The sequence below is a fragment of the Gordonia sp. LMA167 genome (assembly GCF_058130025.1).
This window is the reverse complement of sequence record NZ_CM176708.1, coordinates 2,976,978-2,993,634: the sequence shown is the minus strand read 5'-3', so window position 1 is coordinate 2,993,634 and position 16,657 is coordinate 2,976,978. Positions and strand designations below refer to the sequence as shown.

General features: G+C 65.6%; 16 protein-coding genes. 9 read left to right on the top strand and 7 right to left on the bottom strand.

Annotated elements, in window-relative coordinates; genetic code table 11:
• Position 1: 1 nt before the first annotated feature.
• Entirely contained in the window at positions 2-448 is a 447-nt protein-coding gene (locus tag ACVT6V_RS13510; RefSeq protein ID WP_489900267.1) for an Lrp/AsnC family transcriptional regulator, read from the bottom strand.
• Positions 449-545: 97 nt separating this feature from the next.
• Here ACVT6V_RS13510 and rocD point away from each other — a divergent pair, with 97 nt between their 5' ends.
• The 7 genes from rocD to ACVT6V_RS13475 all read left to right on the top strand — a co-directional run bounded on the left by rocD (position 546) and on the right by ACVT6V_RS13475 (position 9,566).
• Positions 546-2,594 (top strand): ornithine--oxo-acid transaminase, encoded by a 2,049-nt coding sequence (gene rocD / locus ACVT6V_RS13505; protein ID WP_489900266.1) that lies wholly within the window; start codon positions 546-548, stop codon positions 2,592-2,594.
• A complete protein-coding gene (locus tag ACVT6V_RS13500; protein ID WP_489900265.1) occupies positions 2,591-3,232 on the top strand; it encodes a histidine phosphatase family protein in 642 nt (213 codons plus the stop codon). Before rocD ends, ACVT6V_RS13500 begins: the two co-directional genes overlap by 4 nt.
• A 673-nt stretch (positions 3,233-3,905) precedes the next feature.
• Positions 3,906-5,177 (top strand): IS110 family RNA-guided transposase, encoded by a 1,272-nt coding sequence (locus tag ACVT6V_RS13495; RefSeq protein WP_489900264.1) that lies wholly within the window; start codon positions 3,906-3,908, stop codon positions 5,175-5,177.
• 471 nt (positions 5,178-5,648) lie between these two features.
• Positions 5,649-5,927: a hypothetical protein gene (locus ACVT6V_RS13490; protein ID WP_489900263.1), complete on the top strand. Its 279-nt coding sequence runs from the start codon at positions 5,649-5,651 to the stop codon at positions 5,925-5,927.
• A 203-nt stretch (positions 5,928-6,130) separates the two neighbouring features.
• Positions 6,131-7,657 carry an IS21 family transposase gene (gene istA / locus ACVT6V_RS13485; protein ID WP_489900262.1) on the top strand — a complete coding sequence of 509 codons (1,527 nt, stop codon included), beginning with the start codon at positions 6,131-6,133 and terminating at the stop codon, positions 7,655-7,657.
• Positions 7,654-8,436, top strand: coding sequence for an IS21-like element helper ATPase IstB (gene istB / locus ACVT6V_RS13480; protein ID WP_489895633.1), 783 nt, complete (start codon positions 7,654-7,656; stop codon positions 8,434-8,436). The genes istA and istB overlap by 4 nt, the downstream gene beginning before the upstream one ends.
• A 110-nt stretch (positions 8,437-8,546) precedes the next feature.
• Positions 8,547-9,566 carry an IS110 family RNA-guided transposase gene (locus ACVT6V_RS13475; protein WP_489900261.1) on the top strand — a complete coding sequence of 340 codons (1,020 nt, stop codon included), beginning with the start codon at positions 8,547-8,549 and terminating at the stop codon, positions 9,564-9,566.
• A 140-nt stretch (positions 9,567-9,706) separates the two neighbouring features.
• Here ACVT6V_RS13475 and ACVT6V_RS13470 read toward each other — a convergent pair whose 3' ends face one another.
• From ACVT6V_RS13470 to mca, 6 genes are all read right to left on the bottom strand, one after another.
• The gene (locus ACVT6V_RS13470; protein ID WP_489900260.1) at positions 9,707-11,008 is read right to left on the bottom strand and encodes an RNA polymerase sigma factor; all 1,302 of its coding nucleotides are present in this window, start codon (positions 11,006-11,008) and stop codon (positions 9,707-9,709) included.
• Between the two features lie 6 nt (positions 11,009-11,014).
• Positions 11,015-11,401 carry a YciI family protein gene (locus ACVT6V_RS13465; RefSeq protein WP_489900259.1) on the bottom strand — a complete coding sequence of 129 codons (387 nt, stop codon included), beginning with the start codon at positions 11,399-11,401 and terminating at the stop codon, positions 11,015-11,017.
• Between the two features lie 140 nt (positions 11,402-11,541).
• Positions 11,542-12,045: a GNAT family N-acetyltransferase gene (locus tag ACVT6V_RS13460; RefSeq protein ID WP_489900258.1), complete on the bottom strand. Its 504-nt coding sequence runs from the start codon at positions 12,043-12,045 to the stop codon at positions 11,542-11,544.
• A gap of 2 nt (positions 12,046-12,047) precedes the next feature.
• A complete protein-coding gene (locus ACVT6V_RS13455; protein ID WP_489900803.1) occupies positions 12,048-14,036 on the bottom strand; it encodes a thioredoxin domain-containing protein in 1,989 nt (662 codons plus the stop codon).
• A 37-nt stretch (positions 14,037-14,073) separates the two neighbouring features.
• A complete protein-coding gene (locus tag ACVT6V_RS13450; protein WP_489900257.1) occupies positions 14,074-14,379 on the bottom strand; it encodes a hypothetical protein in 306 nt (101 codons plus the stop codon).
• On the bottom strand, positions 14,376-15,272 hold the full coding sequence (mca, locus tag ACVT6V_RS13445) for a mycothiol conjugate amidase Mca (protein WP_489900256.1): 897 nt from the start codon (positions 15,270-15,272) through the stop codon (positions 14,376-14,378). Before mca ends, ACVT6V_RS13450 begins: the two co-directional genes overlap by 4 nt.
• Positions 15,273-15,320: 48 nt before the next feature.
• On the opposite strand from mca, the gene ACVT6V_RS13440 reads away from it, so the two are divergent.
• Positions 15,321-15,812 (top strand): DUF4307 domain-containing protein, encoded by a 492-nt coding sequence (locus ACVT6V_RS13440; RefSeq protein WP_489900255.1) that lies wholly within the window; start codon positions 15,321-15,323, stop codon positions 15,810-15,812.
• A complete protein-coding gene (locus ACVT6V_RS13435; protein ID WP_489900254.1) occupies positions 15,809-16,564 on the top strand; it encodes a queuosine precursor transporter in 756 nt (251 codons plus the stop codon). The genes ACVT6V_RS13440 and ACVT6V_RS13435 overlap by 4 nt, the downstream gene beginning before the upstream one ends.
• Positions 16,565-16,657: the final 93 nt, after the last annotated feature.

The following is a 16,657-nucleotide window of genomic DNA, read 5'->3' as shown; positions in this document are numbered from 1 at the left end:
ACTACGGATGCCCGCGATCGATCAGCTGGCTCAGCACGATGATCGACTCGGAATGGTCGACGGGACCGGCACTGCGGATTCGCTCCAGAGCCTGTTCGAGATGACGCACATCCCGAGCACGCACCCGGAGGATCGCGTCGGCCTGTCCGGTGATCGTGGCGGCGCTCACCACTTCCGGAATCGGCTCCCACGCCTCCTTGAGCGCCTCCGGTGAGATGTTGCCCCTACACGACACCTGCACGTACGCCTCAGTGGTCCACTGCATCGCATATGGGTCGATCACGGCGGTGAAGCCTTTGATGACGCCGTCGTCGACCAGTCGGTCCACTCGACGCTTCACCGCCGGAGCCGACAGCCCCACCGCGTCACCAACCTGCGCGTACGTCGCGCGCGCATCACGAGTCAGGCACGCCAGTACCTTTTCGTCCAGATCGTCCAGCTGGCGCAATGTTTCTCCATCGTCAGGTACTCATACGTTCATCCGTTGCACAAATGCGCAATGTTCGTCGATTGATTGCATTCACGGTCCACGATAGCGTCGATTCATGACGATCACGAGCCCTTCCTTCGTGTCCGCAGATCGGCGATCCGCCCGTCTGCGCACCTATGCGATGACTCCGCCGGTCCATTTCACGGTCTCCTACGCGATCAATCCCTGGATGGACCCGGCCGTCCCGGTCGACACGGAATTGGCGATCAGCCAGTGGCTCGCACTTCGCGAGGTCTACGAATCGCTGGGGCATACCGTGCACACCGTCGACCCTCATCCAGGGCTCCCGGACATGGTCTACGCGGCCAACGGAGGGTTGAGCCTGGCGGCCGGCACGATCGCGGCGCGGTTCGCCTTTCCCGAGCGTGGTCCCGAGGGAGACCACTACGCCGACTGGTTCGCCGCGAACGGCCGCGGGCCCGTGCACCGGACCGAGGGAATCCAGGAGGGCGAGGGAGATTTTCTGGTGGTCGGAGGGCACATCCTCGCCGGAACCGGGTTCCGGACCCATCGCGACACCCACGCCGAGATCGCGGAACTCGCCGGAATGCCGGTCGTCACGCTCGAACTCGTCGATCCGCGCTTCTATCACCTCGACACCGCGCTCGGCGTCCTCGACGACGAGACGATCGCCTACTACCCGCCGGCGTTCTCGGAGGCGTCGCGCGCGGTGCTCGCCGACCTGTACCCGAACGCGATCCTCGCCTCCGATGATGACGCCGCCGTACTGGGCCTGAACCTGGTGTCCGACGGTCGCCACGTCGTCATGACCGACGCGGCCCCGCAGCTCGCGACCGCGGTGCGCGCCGCCGGTTTCGAGACCATCTGCGTCGACCTGTCCGAGCTGCTCAAAGGCGGCGGTGGCGTCAAGTGCTGCACCTTAGAATTGAGGAGCACCGACAAGGAGGTCGCCGTGCAGACTCTCGTTGAACCCCATGTGGCGCATAACTATTCACCTCTTCCGGTGTCGGCCGCGACGGCCGAAGGAGCCTGGATCACCGACGTCGATTCGCGGCGCTACCTCGACTGCCTGGGCGCGTACTCGGCCGTCAACTTCGGTCACCGTCACCCGCGGATCGTCGCCGCGGCGATCGAGCAGATGAACCGGGTCACGCTGACCAGCCGGGCATTCCGATCAGATCGACTCGAGCCGTTCTGTGCGGCACTGGCCACGTTGTGCGGCAAGGACATGGTGCTGCCGATGAACACCGGCGCCGAGGCGGTCGAGTCCGCGATCAAGGTCGCTCGCAAGTGGGGTTACGACGTCAAGGGCGTACCCGACGGCATGGCGAACATCATCGTCGCGAGCGGCAACTTCCACGGCCGAACGATCAGCATCGTCAGCTTCAGCGACGACCCCGACGCGCGGAACGGGTTCGGTCCGTTCACACCCGGGTTCACCCGAGTGCCCTACGGCGACGCGGAGGCGATGGCGGCCGCGATCGACGACAACACCGTGGCAGTGCTCGTGGAACCCATCCAGGGTGAGGCCGGCATCATCGTCCCGCCGGACGATTACCTGCCCCGGGTCCGGTCGATGTGCGACGAGAACAATGTCCTGATGATCGCCGACGAGATCCAATCCGGCCTCGGTCGCACCGGAAAGACCTTCGCGGTGCAGCACTGGGACGTCCAACCCGACGTGTACACGCTGGGCAAAGCCCTCGGTGGCGGCATTCTGCCGGTGTCGGCGGTGGTCGCCGACAGCGACATCCTGGGCGTGCTCCATCCCGGCGAGCACGGCTCCACCTTCGGCGGCAACCCGTTGGCCGCGGCGGTCGGACACACGGTCGTCGACATGCTCGCCGAGGGCACCTGGCAGGCCCGGGCCGCCGAGCTCGGCGATCGGATGCACGCGCGGCTCCGGGGGCTGGTCGGGCACGGCGTGGTCGCGGTCCGCGGCGTCGGCCTGTGGGCAGGCATCGATGTGAACCCCGAACTCGGCACCGGCAAGGACATCTGCCTGCGGTTGGCCGACCGCGGTGTGCTCGCCAAGGACACCCACGGCTCGACCCTGCGGCTCGCACCGCCGCTGGTGATCACCCCCGAAGAGATCGATTGGGCAATCGATCAGTTGGCGGAGGTCGTAGGCTCGGCAGGGTGACCGACGATCGAGGCGAAGTTGTCATCCCGACGAACCGACGCGTGCTGCTGATCCGGCACGGGCAGACCGAGTGGTCATTGTCGGACCGGCACACCGGGCGCACCGACATCGACCTGACCGCGCGCGGCGAAGAGGACGCGCAGGCGCTGGTCGGCATCGCCGACCGGCTCGGATTGGTCGATCCGTACATCTTCGCCTCGCCGCGGAAACGTGCGCGACGAACCGCGCACCTCGCCGGCCTGACGGTCGACGAGGTGGATGATCGGTTCGCCGAATGGGATTACGGCGACTACGAGGGACTCACCCGCGCACAGATCCACGCCGACGGCGACCCACACTGGGCGATCTGGACCTCGGGTGGCCCGCACGGCGAATCGGTCGAGGAGATGACACGGCGCGTCGACAGTGCGGTCGAACTCGTCGAGCATCGGCTGACGAAGTCCGACGTCATCGTCGTGTCGCACGGACACTTCTCCCGGTCCTTCATCTGCCGGTTCCTGGCGTGGCCGATCGCCCAGGGCGCCGCGATCGATCTGCGACCCGCGGGCGCCGCGCTGCTGATGCAGTTGGGACAGGACCGCCGACTCTGCGCCTTGGTGGGCCCCGAGGGCGCGGCGGCCACCCACATGGCGGTCTGACGGTCGCTGCCCCTCACCGCGTCGCCGCTTGCGGAACGACGCCCCGCCCGCTCACTCCTCAGCAACCGGTGGTTGCGCAAGCCCGCTCCCCCGATCCCCAGCAACCGTGGTTGCGCAAGCCCGCTCCCCAGCAACCGGTGGTTGCGCAAGCCCGCTCCCCCCCGATCCCTGAGGAGCCTCCGAGCCTGCGAGGATGCGTCACGAAGGGCCCTTCGTGACGCTCGCACGCTCGCTCCTCAGGGACCGGGTGGGGACGCTCGCACGCTCGCTCCTCAGGGACCGGTGGTTGCGCAAGCCCCGCTCCCCCGATCCCCAGCAACCGGTGGTTGCGCAAGCCCGCTCCCCCCCCGATCCCTGAGGAGCCTCCGAGCCTGCGAGGATGCGTCACGAAGGGCCCTTCGTGACGCTCGCAAGCCAATGTGCCCTTGGCAGGACGCTCGTTCCGGCGTGAAAATTAGTGGGCGGCTGGCTGGCAACGCCGTCGATCTTTGGCACTGTTGAGGCCGTTCGCAAGCCGGGTGCGGGTCTGTGTCGTGGGCTCTTCACTGTAACGACGCTGTTCGGCGCGAGTCGGGTGGCAGAGAGTACGAGGACTAGATTAGTTCGTGCCCTAACAGACCCCGGTCAGCCGCCCTGAAGTGGGTGCGAGTCGACCGAAGGTGGTGATGGGGTGATGCAAGTAGTTGATGAGGAACAGATCATCGAGCGGGTCGCCGCGCTCGATGTGGGCAAGGCCGAGGTGGTGTGCTGTGTGCGTCTGCCGGGTACTGGCCGTAAACGCCGCGACCAACAGGTCACCAAACATAAAGCGATGGTGCCGTCGTTGATGGCGTTGGGCCATCACTTGCGTGAGTTGGGCGTGACGCGGGTGGTGATGGAAGCGACCAGCGATTATTGGCGAGCGCCGTTCTACCTGTTCGAGGCCTATGAGCTTGATCCGTGGTTGGTCAATGCTCATGACGTCAAGCACGTCCCGGGACGGCCCAAGACCGACACTCTGGATGCGGTGTGGCTGTGCAAACTTGCCGAACGTCAGATGTTGCGTCCAAGTTTTGTTCCGCCACTAGAGCTGCGGCAGTTGCGGCGACTGACTCGCTACCGCATCAGCTTGGTCTCCGAACGCACCGCGGAGAAGAGTCGCGTGGAAAAGCTCCTCGAGGATGCGTGTATCAAACTGTCGGTGGTGGCCTCGGACATCTTCGGGGTATCCGGGCGCGAGATGATGGACGCATTGATCGCTGGTCAGGCCGATCCCGAACGATTGGCCGATCTGGCCCGCACCCGGATGCGGCGCAAGATCCCGCAGTTGACCGAAGCCTTCGCGGGTGTCACGTTGGGCAGTTTCACCGACGATCACCGCTTCCTGCTCACCCGCATGCTTGCACGGATCGATTCCACCGACGAGGAGATCGCGATGCTCGATGATCAGATCACTGAGCACATGGCCCCTTTTGTCCGCGAGGCCGAGCGCCTGTGTGAGATTCCCGGAATCTCTGATGTTTCGGCCGCGGCGTTGATCGCCGAGATCGGTGTGGACATGTCCCGCTTCCCCACACCCGCTCACCTGACGTCGTGGGCCCGATTCGCCCCCGGGGTGAAATCCAGTGCCGACAAGAACACCGGTAACGGTGCCACCGGCAAGGGCAACAAGTACCTGGCCCGCACCCTGAGCGAGGTCGTCGCCTCGATCACCAAGTCGCGGAGCTTCCTCGGCGCCCGCTACAGACGTATCGCGCGACGCCGAGGTACGAACAAGGCCAACGTCGCCGTCGGCAGATCCATCCTCGTCATCATTTGGCAGCTGCTGTCCGATCCCGACGCCCACTTCGAGGACCTCGGCCCCGACCACTACGACAAGCACCGCAACACCACCCGCGCCACGCGCCACCACATCCAAGCCCTGCAGTCACTGGGCTGGCAGGTCTCGCTCGAACCGGCCGCGTAGCCCGAACCTCACCACACAACAACAGCGCAACGAACCCAACCACTCACCACCCGAACGTGAGCGGGGCACCCCAGCATGCCCCGTCACCTCTATTTTCGGACTAGCTCGCTCCTCAGGGACCGGGTGGGCACGCTCGCACGCTCGCTCCTCAGGGACCGGGTGGGCACGCTCGCACGCTCGCTCCTCAGGGACCGAGTAGGTACGCTCGCAAGCCAATGTGCCCTTGGCAGGACGCTCGTTCCGGCGTGAAAATTAGTGGGCGGCTGGCTGGCAACGCCGTCGATCTTTGGCACTGTTGAGGCCGTTCGCAAGCCGGGTGCGGGTCTGTGTCGTGGGCTCTTCACTGTAACGACGCTGTTCGGCGCGAGTCGGGTGGCAGAGAGTACGAGGACTAGATTAGTTCGTGCCCTAACAGACCCCGGTCAGCCGCCCTGAAGTGGGTGCGAGTCGACCGAAGGTGGTGATGGGGTGATGCAAGTAGTTGATGAGGAACAGATCATCGAGCGGGTCGCCGCGCTCGATGTGGGCAAGGCCGAGGTGGTGTGCTGTGTGCGTCTGCCGGGTACTGGCCGTAAACGCCGCGACCAACAGGTCACCAAACATAAAGCGATGGTGCCGTCGTTGATGGCGTTGGGCCATCACTTGCGTGAGTTGGGCGTGACGCGGGTGGTGATGGAAGCGACCAGCGATTATTGGCGAGCGCCGTTCTACCTGTTCGAGGCCTATGAGCTTGATTGTCAGCGGACATGAAAAACTGCCCATGGGCGGTCACGAAAGTGCCCGCTGACGGCCAATAAGGACTGCCCACTGGCGGTCACGAAATTGCCCGTTGGCGGACACGATTTTGCCTGCACCTGTCTCATCCGACGGCGCGTCTGCGCTGTGCGGGCCTCTCCCGTGGTTTCGATGGCGATGCCTAGTCGTATCGAACTCACGCACGGGAGAGACCCTTCTTGAAGTCTGACGGAGAACTCATGGACATACTCAATGCCTACGACCTGACGGGGTCGTATCGGGCTGCTGCGCAGTTGTGCGGGTGCAGCCATCACACGGTCAAGCGGGCGGTGGACGATCGTGCTGCTGGGCTGGCGCCGGCGGTGCGTCGCGCCCGGTTGATCGACGATTTCCTGCCGCATATCGAGGGGTGGGTGCAGGACACGAACGGAAAGATCCGCGCCGACAAGGCGCACGAAAAGCTTGTCACTCTGGGCTATAGCGGCACTGAACGTACCACACGTCGTGCGGTGGCAGAAGTGAAAGCTTCATGGCGACTGGGTAATACGCGGGTACACCGTCCGTGGATCACCGAACCCGGGTTGTGGCTGCAGTACGACTTCGGTGACGGGCCGGTTGTTGATGGCCGCAAGGTCGTGTTGTTGGTGGCGTGGCTGGCGTGGTGCCGCTACCGGGTGGTCATCGCGCTGCGAGACCGCACCGCGCCGAGTGTGTTCGCCGGCCTGGACCGGGCGTTCCGCATCATCGGTGGCGCACCGACCTATGTGTTGACCGACAACGAGAAGACCGTCACCACCGGCCATATCGCCGGGGTCCCGGTCCGCAACCGCGACGCGGTGTCGTTCAGCCGCTACTACGGCACCACCGTGCTCACCTGCGAGCCGGCGGACCCGGCGACCAAGGGCGGGGTGGAAAACGCGGTCAAGCTGGCCAAGGCCGATATCGTGCCGACCGACACCAATCTGCTCGAGGCCTACGACTCGTTCGCCCAGGTCGTGGCGGCGTGTGAGCAGTTCATGGTCGAGGTCAACGACCGCGAGCACCGCACCACCGGTCGGCGGCCGGTGGAGATGCTCGCCGCCGAACGGATGCGGTTGCATCCGATTCCGCAACTGCCGCATACCGCCGGGTTGGGGGTGACCCGTCAGGTTCCCAAGAACACGCCGATAATCGCCTTCGAACATTGCCAATACTCTGTTCCGGCAACACTGTTGGGTCAATCGGTGTGGGTGCGTCATCATCCGACCACCGACGAGGTGATCGTGTGTGCTCTCGATGCCGGCGGCCCGGTCGAGGTCGCCCGGCATGCCCGCGCCACTCGCGGGACCCCCGCGATCGACGACGCACATTTCCCCGGACATCAGCCGAAAACACCAGGCGACTATCGGATTCGGGCCCGCACCGCCGAAGAACAGACATTCCTGGCGATCGGCGAGGGCGCCGGGTTGTGGCTGAAAGAAGCCGCCTCCGTCGGTACCGAACGGATGCGGGAGAAGATGCGCCACGCCGTCTCCCTGGCCGCGCTGCACGGGGCGGCAGATGTGGACTGGGCACTGGGCAATGCCGCGGTGCATGGCCGCTTCGCCACCGGTGACCTCGACTCGGTCCTCGCCGCCAAAGGGCTCGACCAGACGCGGCATCACGCCTCAGAAACCACGTCCCTGGCCCAGGGAACGAAGGGATGGAACATGTTGGGCATCAACACTATCGATGAGAATGAGGCCACCGAGGAGGAAACACGATGACCGCCGCCACAACCGCACCCCACACCGTGCTGCCCCCGGAGGTCGAGGCATTGATGCGGCAACTGCGGCTCCCGCACGCCCGCGCCATCGCCGGCGATGTGCTCGCCACCGCCCGCTCTCAGCGCTGGGACCCCGCCGAAGTCGTCAAAGCATTGCTCGCCGAGGAATCGGCCGGCCGGGCCCGCTCCATGCTCGCCTCACGGCGCAAATCGGCGAACTTCCCCACCGGCAAGACCTTCGACGTGTGGGACGAGACCGCCTCATCGATCCCGGTACCCACCCAGCACGCCCTGCAAACCCTCGAATGGGTCCAGCGACGGGAGAACCTCGTCGTCTGCGGGCCCGCCGGCACCGGCAAAACATTCTTCCTCGAAGCGCTCGGGCAGAAAGTGATCGAAGCCGGCATGCCCGTGGCCTGGTTCAGCCTCGAGCAACTCGGCACCCTGGTGCGCGCGCACCGCGCCGACGACACCCTGGGCAAGGCCATCGCCAAGATCGTGCGTGCCGAGCTCGTCGTAATTGATGACGTTGGCCTGCTCCCCGTGGGTAGCGATGCTGCCGAGGGCCTGTATCGGGTCGTAGAAGCCGCCTACGAACGTAAATCCGTGGCGGTGTCCTCCAACCTGCACCCGTCGGGTTTTGACGAGCTGATGCCCAAAACACTGGCCACCGCAACAGTGGATCGGCTGCTGCACCATGCCCACCTGTGCCAGACCAGTGGTGACTCCGTGCGCCTGGCCCAAGCACTCGCCGGGAAGGGGGTCACCGCCCTGAACTGACCATCCCCGGTGGCGGATCTGTGGGCAGATTCATGTCCGCCACCGGGCACCCCTTCGTGACCGTCTACGGGCAGTTTCCATGTCCACCTATGGGCACTTCCCGATGTCCCTTGACACTTGATCCGTGGTTGGTCAATGCTCATGACGTCAAGCACGTCCCGGGACGGCCCAAGACCGACACTCTGGATGCGGTGTGGCTGTGCAAACTTGCCGAACGTCAGATGTTGCGTCCAAGTTTTGTTCCGCCACTAGAGCTGCGGCAGTTGCGGCGACTGACTCGCTACCGCATCAGCTTGGTCTCCGAACGCACCGCGGAGAAGAGTCGCGTGGAAAAGCTCCTCGAGGATGCGTGTATCAAACTGTCGGTGGTGGCCTCGGACATCTTCGGGGTATCCGGGCGCGAGATGATGGACGCATTGATCGCTGGTCAGGCCGATCCCGAACGATTGGCCGATCTGGCCCGCACCCGGATGCGGCGCAAGATCCCGCAGTTGACCGAAGCCTTCGCGGGTGTCACGTTGGGCAGTTTCACCGACGATCACCGCTTCCTGCTCACCCGCATGCTTGCACGGATCGATTCCACCGACGAGGAGATCGCGATGCTCGATGATCAGATCACTGAGCACATGGCCCCTTTTGTCCGCGAGGCCGAGCGCCTGTGTGAGATTCCCGGAATCTCTGATGTTTCGGCCGCGGCGTTGATCGCCGAGATCGGTGTGGACATGTCCCGCTTCCCCACACCCGCTCACCTGACGTCGTGGGCCCGATTCGCCCCCGGGGTGAAATCCAGTGCCGGCAAGAACACCGGTAACGGTGCCACCGGCAAGGGCAACAAGTACCTGGCCCGCACCCTGAGCGAGGTCGTCGCCTCGATCACCAAGTCGCGGAGCTTCCTCGGCGCCCGCTACAGACGTATCGCGCGACGCCGAGGTACGAACAAGGCCAACGTCGCCGTCGGCAGATCCATCCTCGTCATCATTTGGCAGCTGCTGTCCGATCCCGACGCCCACTTCGAGGACCTCGGCCCCGACCACTACGACAAGCACCGCAACACCACCCGCGCCACGCGCCACCACATCCAAGCCCTGCAGTCACTGGGCTGGCAGGTCTCGCTCGAACCGGCCGCGTAGCCCGAACCTCACCACACAACAACAGCGCAACGAACCCAACCACTCACCACCCGAACGTGAGCGGGGCACCCCAGCATGCCCCGTCACCTCTATTTTCGGACTAGCTCGCTCCTCAGGGACCGGGTGGGGACGCTCGCTCCTCAGGCACCCGGGTCGGTTTCCCACGCGCGTCGCGTCTGTGGTCGCATGAACTGCTCGCCGACCGCGCATTGCGCGATGCGACGGTGCAGATGGCGACGTTCCACCGGATTGTCGGTGAGGGCGGCCGCGCGCCGGAAGGCATCGGCGGCATCGGCGAGACAACCTGCGCGGGAGAGCATCTCACCACGGGCGGCGTGCCATAGGTGGTATCCGCCCAGTCCGACGATCGCGTCGACCTCGGCGAGTCCACGTTCGGGACCGTCGACCATGGACGCCGCGATCGCCCGATTCAGCGCGACCACCGGACCGGGGTCGATCCGCTCCAAGATGCGATACAGGTCGACGATCGCGGCCCAGTCCGTGTCCGCCGACGTCTCGGCGGCCGCGTGCAGGGCGGCGATGATCGCCTGGATGCGGTAGGCGCCGACACCTGGAAGCGCGATTGCCGACCGCAGCACCTCGCGGGCACGGCCGATCATGTCCGTGTCCCAACGGCGTCGGTCCTGCTCCGCCAGGACGATCAGATCCCCGGCCCCGTCGAGTCGTGTATCGAATCGCGCCCGGTGGAAGAGTTCGAGGGCCAGCAGTCCACGCGCCTCACCGTCCGTCGGGACGAGTTCGATGACCTGTTCGGACAATCGGATCGCCTCATCCGCGAGGTCGACTCGGACGAGTGACGATGACGCCCCTCTCGACAGGTAGCCCTCGTTGAAGATCAGGTACAGCACTGCCAGCAGTGCACCGACGCGTTCGTCGATGTCGGCCGGGATGGTGAGTGGGATCCGCGCGTCCCGGATCTTGCGTTTCGCCCGTACGATCCGTTGTGCGAGCGTGGGTTCCGGTACCAGGAAGGCCGCCGCGATCTCGGCTGTGGTGAGACCTCCGACGAGGCGCAGGGTCAGGGCGACCTGGGCGTCGCGATCCAATGCCGGATGGCAGCACAACAGCAGCAGCCGCAACCGCTCGTCGCCGACCTCGCGATCGTCGACGATCAGGACGGCGCCGGGCGCGGGATCCGGTTCGGAGATCAATTCGGGCGCAGCTGCGACGAGACGTCGCCGCGACGTCGCGCGCCGCCGCAACTGGTCGACGATCCGGTTGCGCGACACTGTGTAGAGCCACGCCCCGGGGTTGTCCGGGACACCGCGGTCCGGCCACGTCTCGGTCGCTTGCAGCAACGCGTCCTGGACACAATCGTCGGCCAGGTCGACGTCGTCGAACCGGGCCGCGAGGAGGGCGAGCACACGTCCACTCTCCTCGCGGGCCAGCCGGGTGATGGCTGTCGAGACGGTGTCGGTCACCGCGGGTCAGCTCTCGACGAGCGTCGGTGTCCCGTCGTCGGCGGCGAACAACCGAATCGGCCGGATCTCGACGACACCGAACGGCAACGGAATCCGGCCCGCCCATTCCAGTGCGACGTCGAGGTCGGGGGCCTCGATCCGGTAATAGCCACCGAGTTGCTCTTTGGCCTCGACGTATGGTCCGTCGCTGACCGTCGGGGCCTGACCGAGGGTCAGTCGCATCGTGGTCGACGAGCCGCTGGGCTGCAGGCTCGCACCCTCCACCAGCAGGCCGGCGGCCGCAAGTGCCTTCCCGTACCCGGCCCACGCCGCTCGTGTCTCGTCGAAGCCGTCGTCACCCTCCTGCGGCATGGGGACGGACTCGTCGACGGTGATCGCAAGCATGTATTGCATGTCGGTTCCTCTCTTCGGCCGATCGATCGGCGATGATGTCGGCCCGATTGCCTCCATCTGCTCCCATGACGCAGCGATCACCGAAGATCGACAGAGTTCACGAAAAGAATTCTGACAGAAAATTGCCGGCTGGGACCCGACTACCGGAGTAGGAGACCCATCACGACCGCATCCCAGAGCTCTCCGTCACGGCGCCGGTACTGCTGCCGGAGCAATCCCTCCCGCACGAATCCTCGCGATCGGTACAGCGCGATCGCGGGATCGTTGTGTGGCCAGACCTCGAGCATCACCTTGTGCGATCCGCGATCTCGGCTCCAGCGGACGACCTCGTCGAGCAGGGCCGCCCCCACCCCGCGCCGGCGAAATCGGGTATCGACCTGCATGCCGAACTCCACCGGGCCAGGTGATCTGTCGGTCATCCCGGCGCTGCCGATGACGGTGTCGTTCTCGTCGACGGCGATGACGACATGAGCGGTCTCCACGGATGCCATCGCACGGAACTCGTCGGCCAGTTTCTCGATGTCCACGGGCGGCTCGGTGAGCAGCCACCGCCCTTCCGATGCGACCGTCGCCCGTAATCTGCTCACCGCCAATGCATCAGAGGCGCGCCCGTCGCGAAGGCGAAAAACCGGCCACGGGTCCATGATCAGCCGAGCTGTGCGGCGAGTGCGTCACCGTCGGTGACCGGCAACGCGCACACCGTACCGCGACAGACGTAGGCGGCGTCTGCGCCGTCGACCGGGCCGCGTCCGTCCAGGAGCGGTAGCGAATCCCTTTTCCCGGCAACCACGATCGTCCCGCCCGGTGCGACGGCGAACGCTCGGCCGGCCAGTTCCCCCGAACTTCCCGGCTCCTGGGCGATCGCGATCTGCAGCGGACCCGACACCCGTGCGAACGCCACGGACATCCAATGCCCCGCCGACCGCGGCACTTTTGCGAGCAGCACCGCGCAGCGGTCGAGCGTGTGGTCGAGCAGTTCGGCATAGCGCGTCGCCGGGCCGAATCGGGCTAATGCGGAGGCACCCAGCAGCGCCTCGGCCATCAGCGAGGCACCCGACGGCGTGGCTCCGTCGACGGGATCGCGCGGGCGAGTGATCAACTCGCCATCGGCGGCGTCGTACCATGCACCGGCCTCCACGGGATCGGCGAACAGGTCGATGGCGGAGTCGAGGAGCGCCAGGGCCTCGTCCCGCCACCTGGTGTCGCCGGTCGCCTGGTGCAACGTCAACAGTGCAGTGACGAGGGCTGCATGATCGTCGAGCGCTGCCGCGGCGAGTCCGACCGAGCCGCCCAGCGAGGAGCGGCGCAGTCGCCCATCGACGATGTGATGGTCGACGAGCTCCCGCGCGCACCACGCGCCGAGTCGGATCCACTCCGGTCGCGAGAGACCAACGCCCGCCTCGACCAGTGCGGTGACGGTCATCGCGTTCCAGCCGGTGACCACCTTGTCGTCGCGAGCGGGTTGCGGGCGGCGTGCCCGCGCCGCGAGCAACGTGCTTCGCACCGCGTCGAATCGGCCCAGGTCATCGGGATCGGTGGGCAATTGCAGAGTTGACGAGCCGTGCTCGAAGGTCCCACCGTCGGTGACTCCGAAAAGGCCTGCCGCCCAGCGTCCGTCGTCTACCCCGAGAACGTCGGCGAGTTCGGTGGGAGTCCACACGTAGGTCGAGCCTTCGACGCCGGCGGCGTCGGCATCCAGCGAGGATGCGAACCCTCCGGCCGTCAGCAGGTCACGGCGCAGGAATTCGACGGTCTCCTCGGTGATCCGATGCGCCAGACGATCCCCGGTCCGTCGTGCGAGATGCGCGTAGACCCGCAACAACTGTGCGTTGTCGTACAGCATCTTCTCGAAATGCGGTACCACCCAGTCGTTGTCGACCGAATAGCGCGCGAAGCCACCGGCGAGTTGGTCGTAGATGCCGCCACGGGCCATCGCCGCACCGGTCCGGACCGCGGCGTCCAGACCCTGCGAGTCGCCGGTGTGTTCGGAGGACCGGATAAGCGCCTCGAGCAATGCCGACGGCGGGAACTTGGGAGCGCCTCCGAAGCCTCCGGCCTCGCGGTCCTCGTCGCCGAGGGCCGTCGAGACCGCGTGTGCGAGCAACCGAGCGTCGACCGGCACGTCGGCCTTCGGCAGCGCGGCTGCGTTGGCCTCCACATGCTCGCGCACCTGGATTCCCATCGCATCGATCTCCTCGCGGCGGTGCACAAAGGCCTCGGTCACCGCGGTCATTATCTGGGCGAATGACGGCATGCCGCCGCGCGGTGCGGACGGAAAGTAGGTTCCGCAGTAGAACGGTTGCCCGGTGGGTGTCAGGAAACACGTCATCGGCCAACCGCCCTGGCCCGTCATCGCGACGGTCGCATTCATGTAGATGGAGTCGATGTCCGGTCGTTCCTCGCGGTCGACCTTCACGCAGACGAAGTCGCGGTTCATCTGTGCCGCGGTGGCATCGTCGGAGAACGATTCGTGGGCCATGACATGGCACCAGTGGCAGGCGGCATAGCCGACCGACAGCAGGATCGGGACATCGCGGCGCGCGGCATCCGCCATCGCGGCCGCTCCCCATTCCTGCCAGTGCACCGGATTGTCGGCATGTTGACGCAGGTAGGGACTCGTCGAATCGCCGAGCATGTTGCGGGCACGGCTCTGCGCACCGCGCGCGGCCGGGTCAGGTCCCGGCGGACTTTCGTTCATCGGCCTGCACCTCATCAGTGGCTTCGGCGGTGGCGTCGTCTTCGGGGTCGACGGTGTCGGTACCGTCGTCGAACTCCTGATCCGCTTGCGGATGATCGGTGTCGAAGTTCTTGGGCAGTTTCTTCAACCGCTTGTTCATCGACCTGATCAGGAACGCCGTCGCCACCAGCAACACGATGATGATGAGCAGACCCAGCGGCGACGCCTTGCCGAACTCCGGCCCCTCGGGCTCCTGCGCGGCGAGTATCTGGAGGCCGGCGGCCAGGTTCATCGGGTTCATGGTTCCTCAATTCCGGCGAACAGATCGGTTTCCGGAATCGATGTCTTCACACGCGTCTGCGCGAGTTCGAACTCCTCCGTCGGCCACAGTCGCTGCTGCCACTCGAGCGGAACGGCGAAGAACACCCCGTTCGGATCGATCTGGGTCGCGTGCGCACGCAAGGCGTCGTCGCGATTCGGGAAGTACTTCGCACACTCGACCTGGGTGGTCACCCGGCCCATGAGGTCCCCGCGGCTCGGGTCCCACTTGCTCAGCCACTCCTTGAACGGGCTCTCCTGCCCGTTTCGCTCGAACTCGTCCGAGAACAACATCATCCGGTCGCGGATGAATCCGTGCGTGTAATACAGCTTCGACACCGACCACGGTTCGCCGGTTCCCGGGTAGGCGTCGGGATCGCCGGCTCGCTCGAATGCGGCGATCGAGACCTCGTGATCGCGGATGTGGTCCGGGTGGGGATAGCCTCCGCGCTCGTCATAGGTCACCATCACGTGCGGCCGGAACTGGCGAACGACGCGGACGAGCGCTTCGATCGGCCCCTCGATGTCGATTGCGGCGAACGAACCCTCCGGGACGGGCGGGAGGGGGTCGCCTTCGGGAAGACCCGAGTCGACGAAGCCGAGCCACATCTGGTCCACGCCGAGCGCGGCCGCGGCGGCGGCCATCTCCTCCTTGCGGACCTCGCTCATCCGCTCCTTGATGCCGGGACGATCCATCGCGGGATTCAGTATGTCTCCGCGCTCACCCCCGGTGAGCGTGACAACAAGCACATGATGGCCTTCTGCCGCGTATTTGGCGGTCGTCGCGGCACCCTTGCTCGACTCGTCGTCCGGGTGGGCATGCACCGCCATCAGACGAAGACCGGCGTGGGGTCCACCAGTGTGAGATTCGGTCACGCTTCCTCACCTTCGGATCGATACTCCTCCCATGGTAGGTATTGACGCGTGAACAGTTCAGTCGGGGGCACCGGCAACGGTGACGATCGGCCGCACAGCGAAGCCACCGATCAGCCCCGAAGCGGACCCCGGGCCACGTATCCGAGCACCCAGTCCGCGTCGAGCCGCCGCGGCTGGTTCATCGCGATGTCGGTGCTGGTCGTCGTGGCCGGAATCGGGATCGCCTGGCTGGGCTACACGAAGTTCGCCACACCGGATGTCTCCGGCGAGGCAACGGGCTACGAGATCCTCAATCCGTCGACCGTTGCGGTGCAGTTCACGGTCACCCGAAGTGACCCGGCGAAGACCGTGGCCTGTGTCGTTCGCGGACGGTCGCTGGATGGCGACGAGACGGGCCGGCGCGAGATCCTCATCCCCGGCGGCACCCAGACCCAGGTCGGGATGCGCACCGAGGTGGCGACCTCGAAGCCACCGGTCATCGGCGAGGTCTTCGGCTGCACCACGGACGTCCCCGCCTATCTGACCACCTCGACACCGTGACGCAGAAGGTCCGTGATCGAGCGGTCTTCGCGACCGTGTCCAGCCCGAACTACGCGTATCTGATCGCGCTGTTCGTCGGCGTGATGCTGATCAGCAACATCACCGGCACCAAGGGCGTGACCCTGTTCGAGAACTGGCTACACCTCTCGCTGGGGCCCATCCAGATGGACGGACTCGTCACCGACGGTGCGTTCTACCTGTTCCCGCTGGCCTATGTACTCGGCGACGTGATCAGCGAGGTCTACGGCTTCCGGGCGATGCGCCGTGCGATCCTCGCCGGATTCGTCGTGCTGTTGATCGCCTCGATCTGCTTCTGGCTGACCATCGAATTGCCGGCCGCCGAGTTCTACGAGGGCCAGGAGGCCTTCCGAACGGTGGCCGGGGTGGTGCCCCAGTTCCTGTTGGCAGGCCTTGCGGGATACCTCGCCGGCGAGTTCCTGAATTCGTTCGTACTGGTCAAGATGAAGGAGCGCGCCGGCGAGCGACGTCTGTGGGCTCGCCTGATCGGATCGACCGTGGTCGGCGAGTCCGCCGACACCCTGGTCTTCTGTTCGATTGCAGCGTCTGCCCTGGGCATTTCCACCTGGGGTGATTTCATCAACTACACCGCAGTCGGATTCGTGTGGAAGACGTTGGTGGAGATCATCATCATGCCGGTGACGTATCTGGTCGTGGGCCGGCTGAAAAAGCGTGAGCCCACCTACCAGGAGGCACTCCGAGAGGTTGCCGAACAACGATCGGATGTGCTTTAGCTCTCAGCGGCTGGTATCCTCGTTTGATACACGGCTCCGCGAGGGGTCGTGTTGCTGCATTTAGAGCAGTCCATATGCCCAGGTGAAGACTGC

Bases quoted from the DNA above. Each gene is read 5' to 3' on its own strand.
- ACVT6V_RS13455 (WP_489900803.1), bottom strand. From the start codon at position 14,036: ATGCTCGGCGATTCGACGAGTCCCTACCTGCGTCAACATGCCGACAAT.
- istB (WP_489895633.1), top strand. From the start codon at position 7,654: ATGACCGCCGCCACAACCGCACCCCACACCGTGCTGCCCCCGGAGGTC.
- ACVT6V_RS13465 (WP_489900259.1), bottom strand. From the start codon at position 11,401: ATGCAATACATGCTTGCGATCACCGTCGACGAGTCCGTCCCCATGCCG.
- ACVT6V_RS13490 (WP_489900263.1), top strand. From the start codon at position 5,649: ATGCAAGTAGTTGATGAGGAACAGATCATCGAGCGGGTCGCCGCGCTC.
- ACVT6V_RS13460 (WP_489900258.1), bottom strand. From the start codon at position 12,045: ATGGACCCGTGGCCGGTTTTTCGCCTTCGCGACGGGCGCGCCTCTGAT.
- rocD (WP_489900266.1), top strand. From the start codon at position 546: ATGACGATCACGAGCCCTTCCTTCGTGTCCGCAGATCGGCGATCCGCC.
- ACVT6V_RS13450 (WP_489900257.1), bottom strand. From the start codon at position 14,379: ATGAACCCGATGAACCTGGCCGCCGGCCTCCAGATACTCGCCGCGCAG.
- ACVT6V_RS13495 (WP_489900264.1), top strand. From the start codon at position 3,906: ATGCAAGTAGTTGATGAGGAACAGATCATCGAGCGGGTCGCCGCGCTC.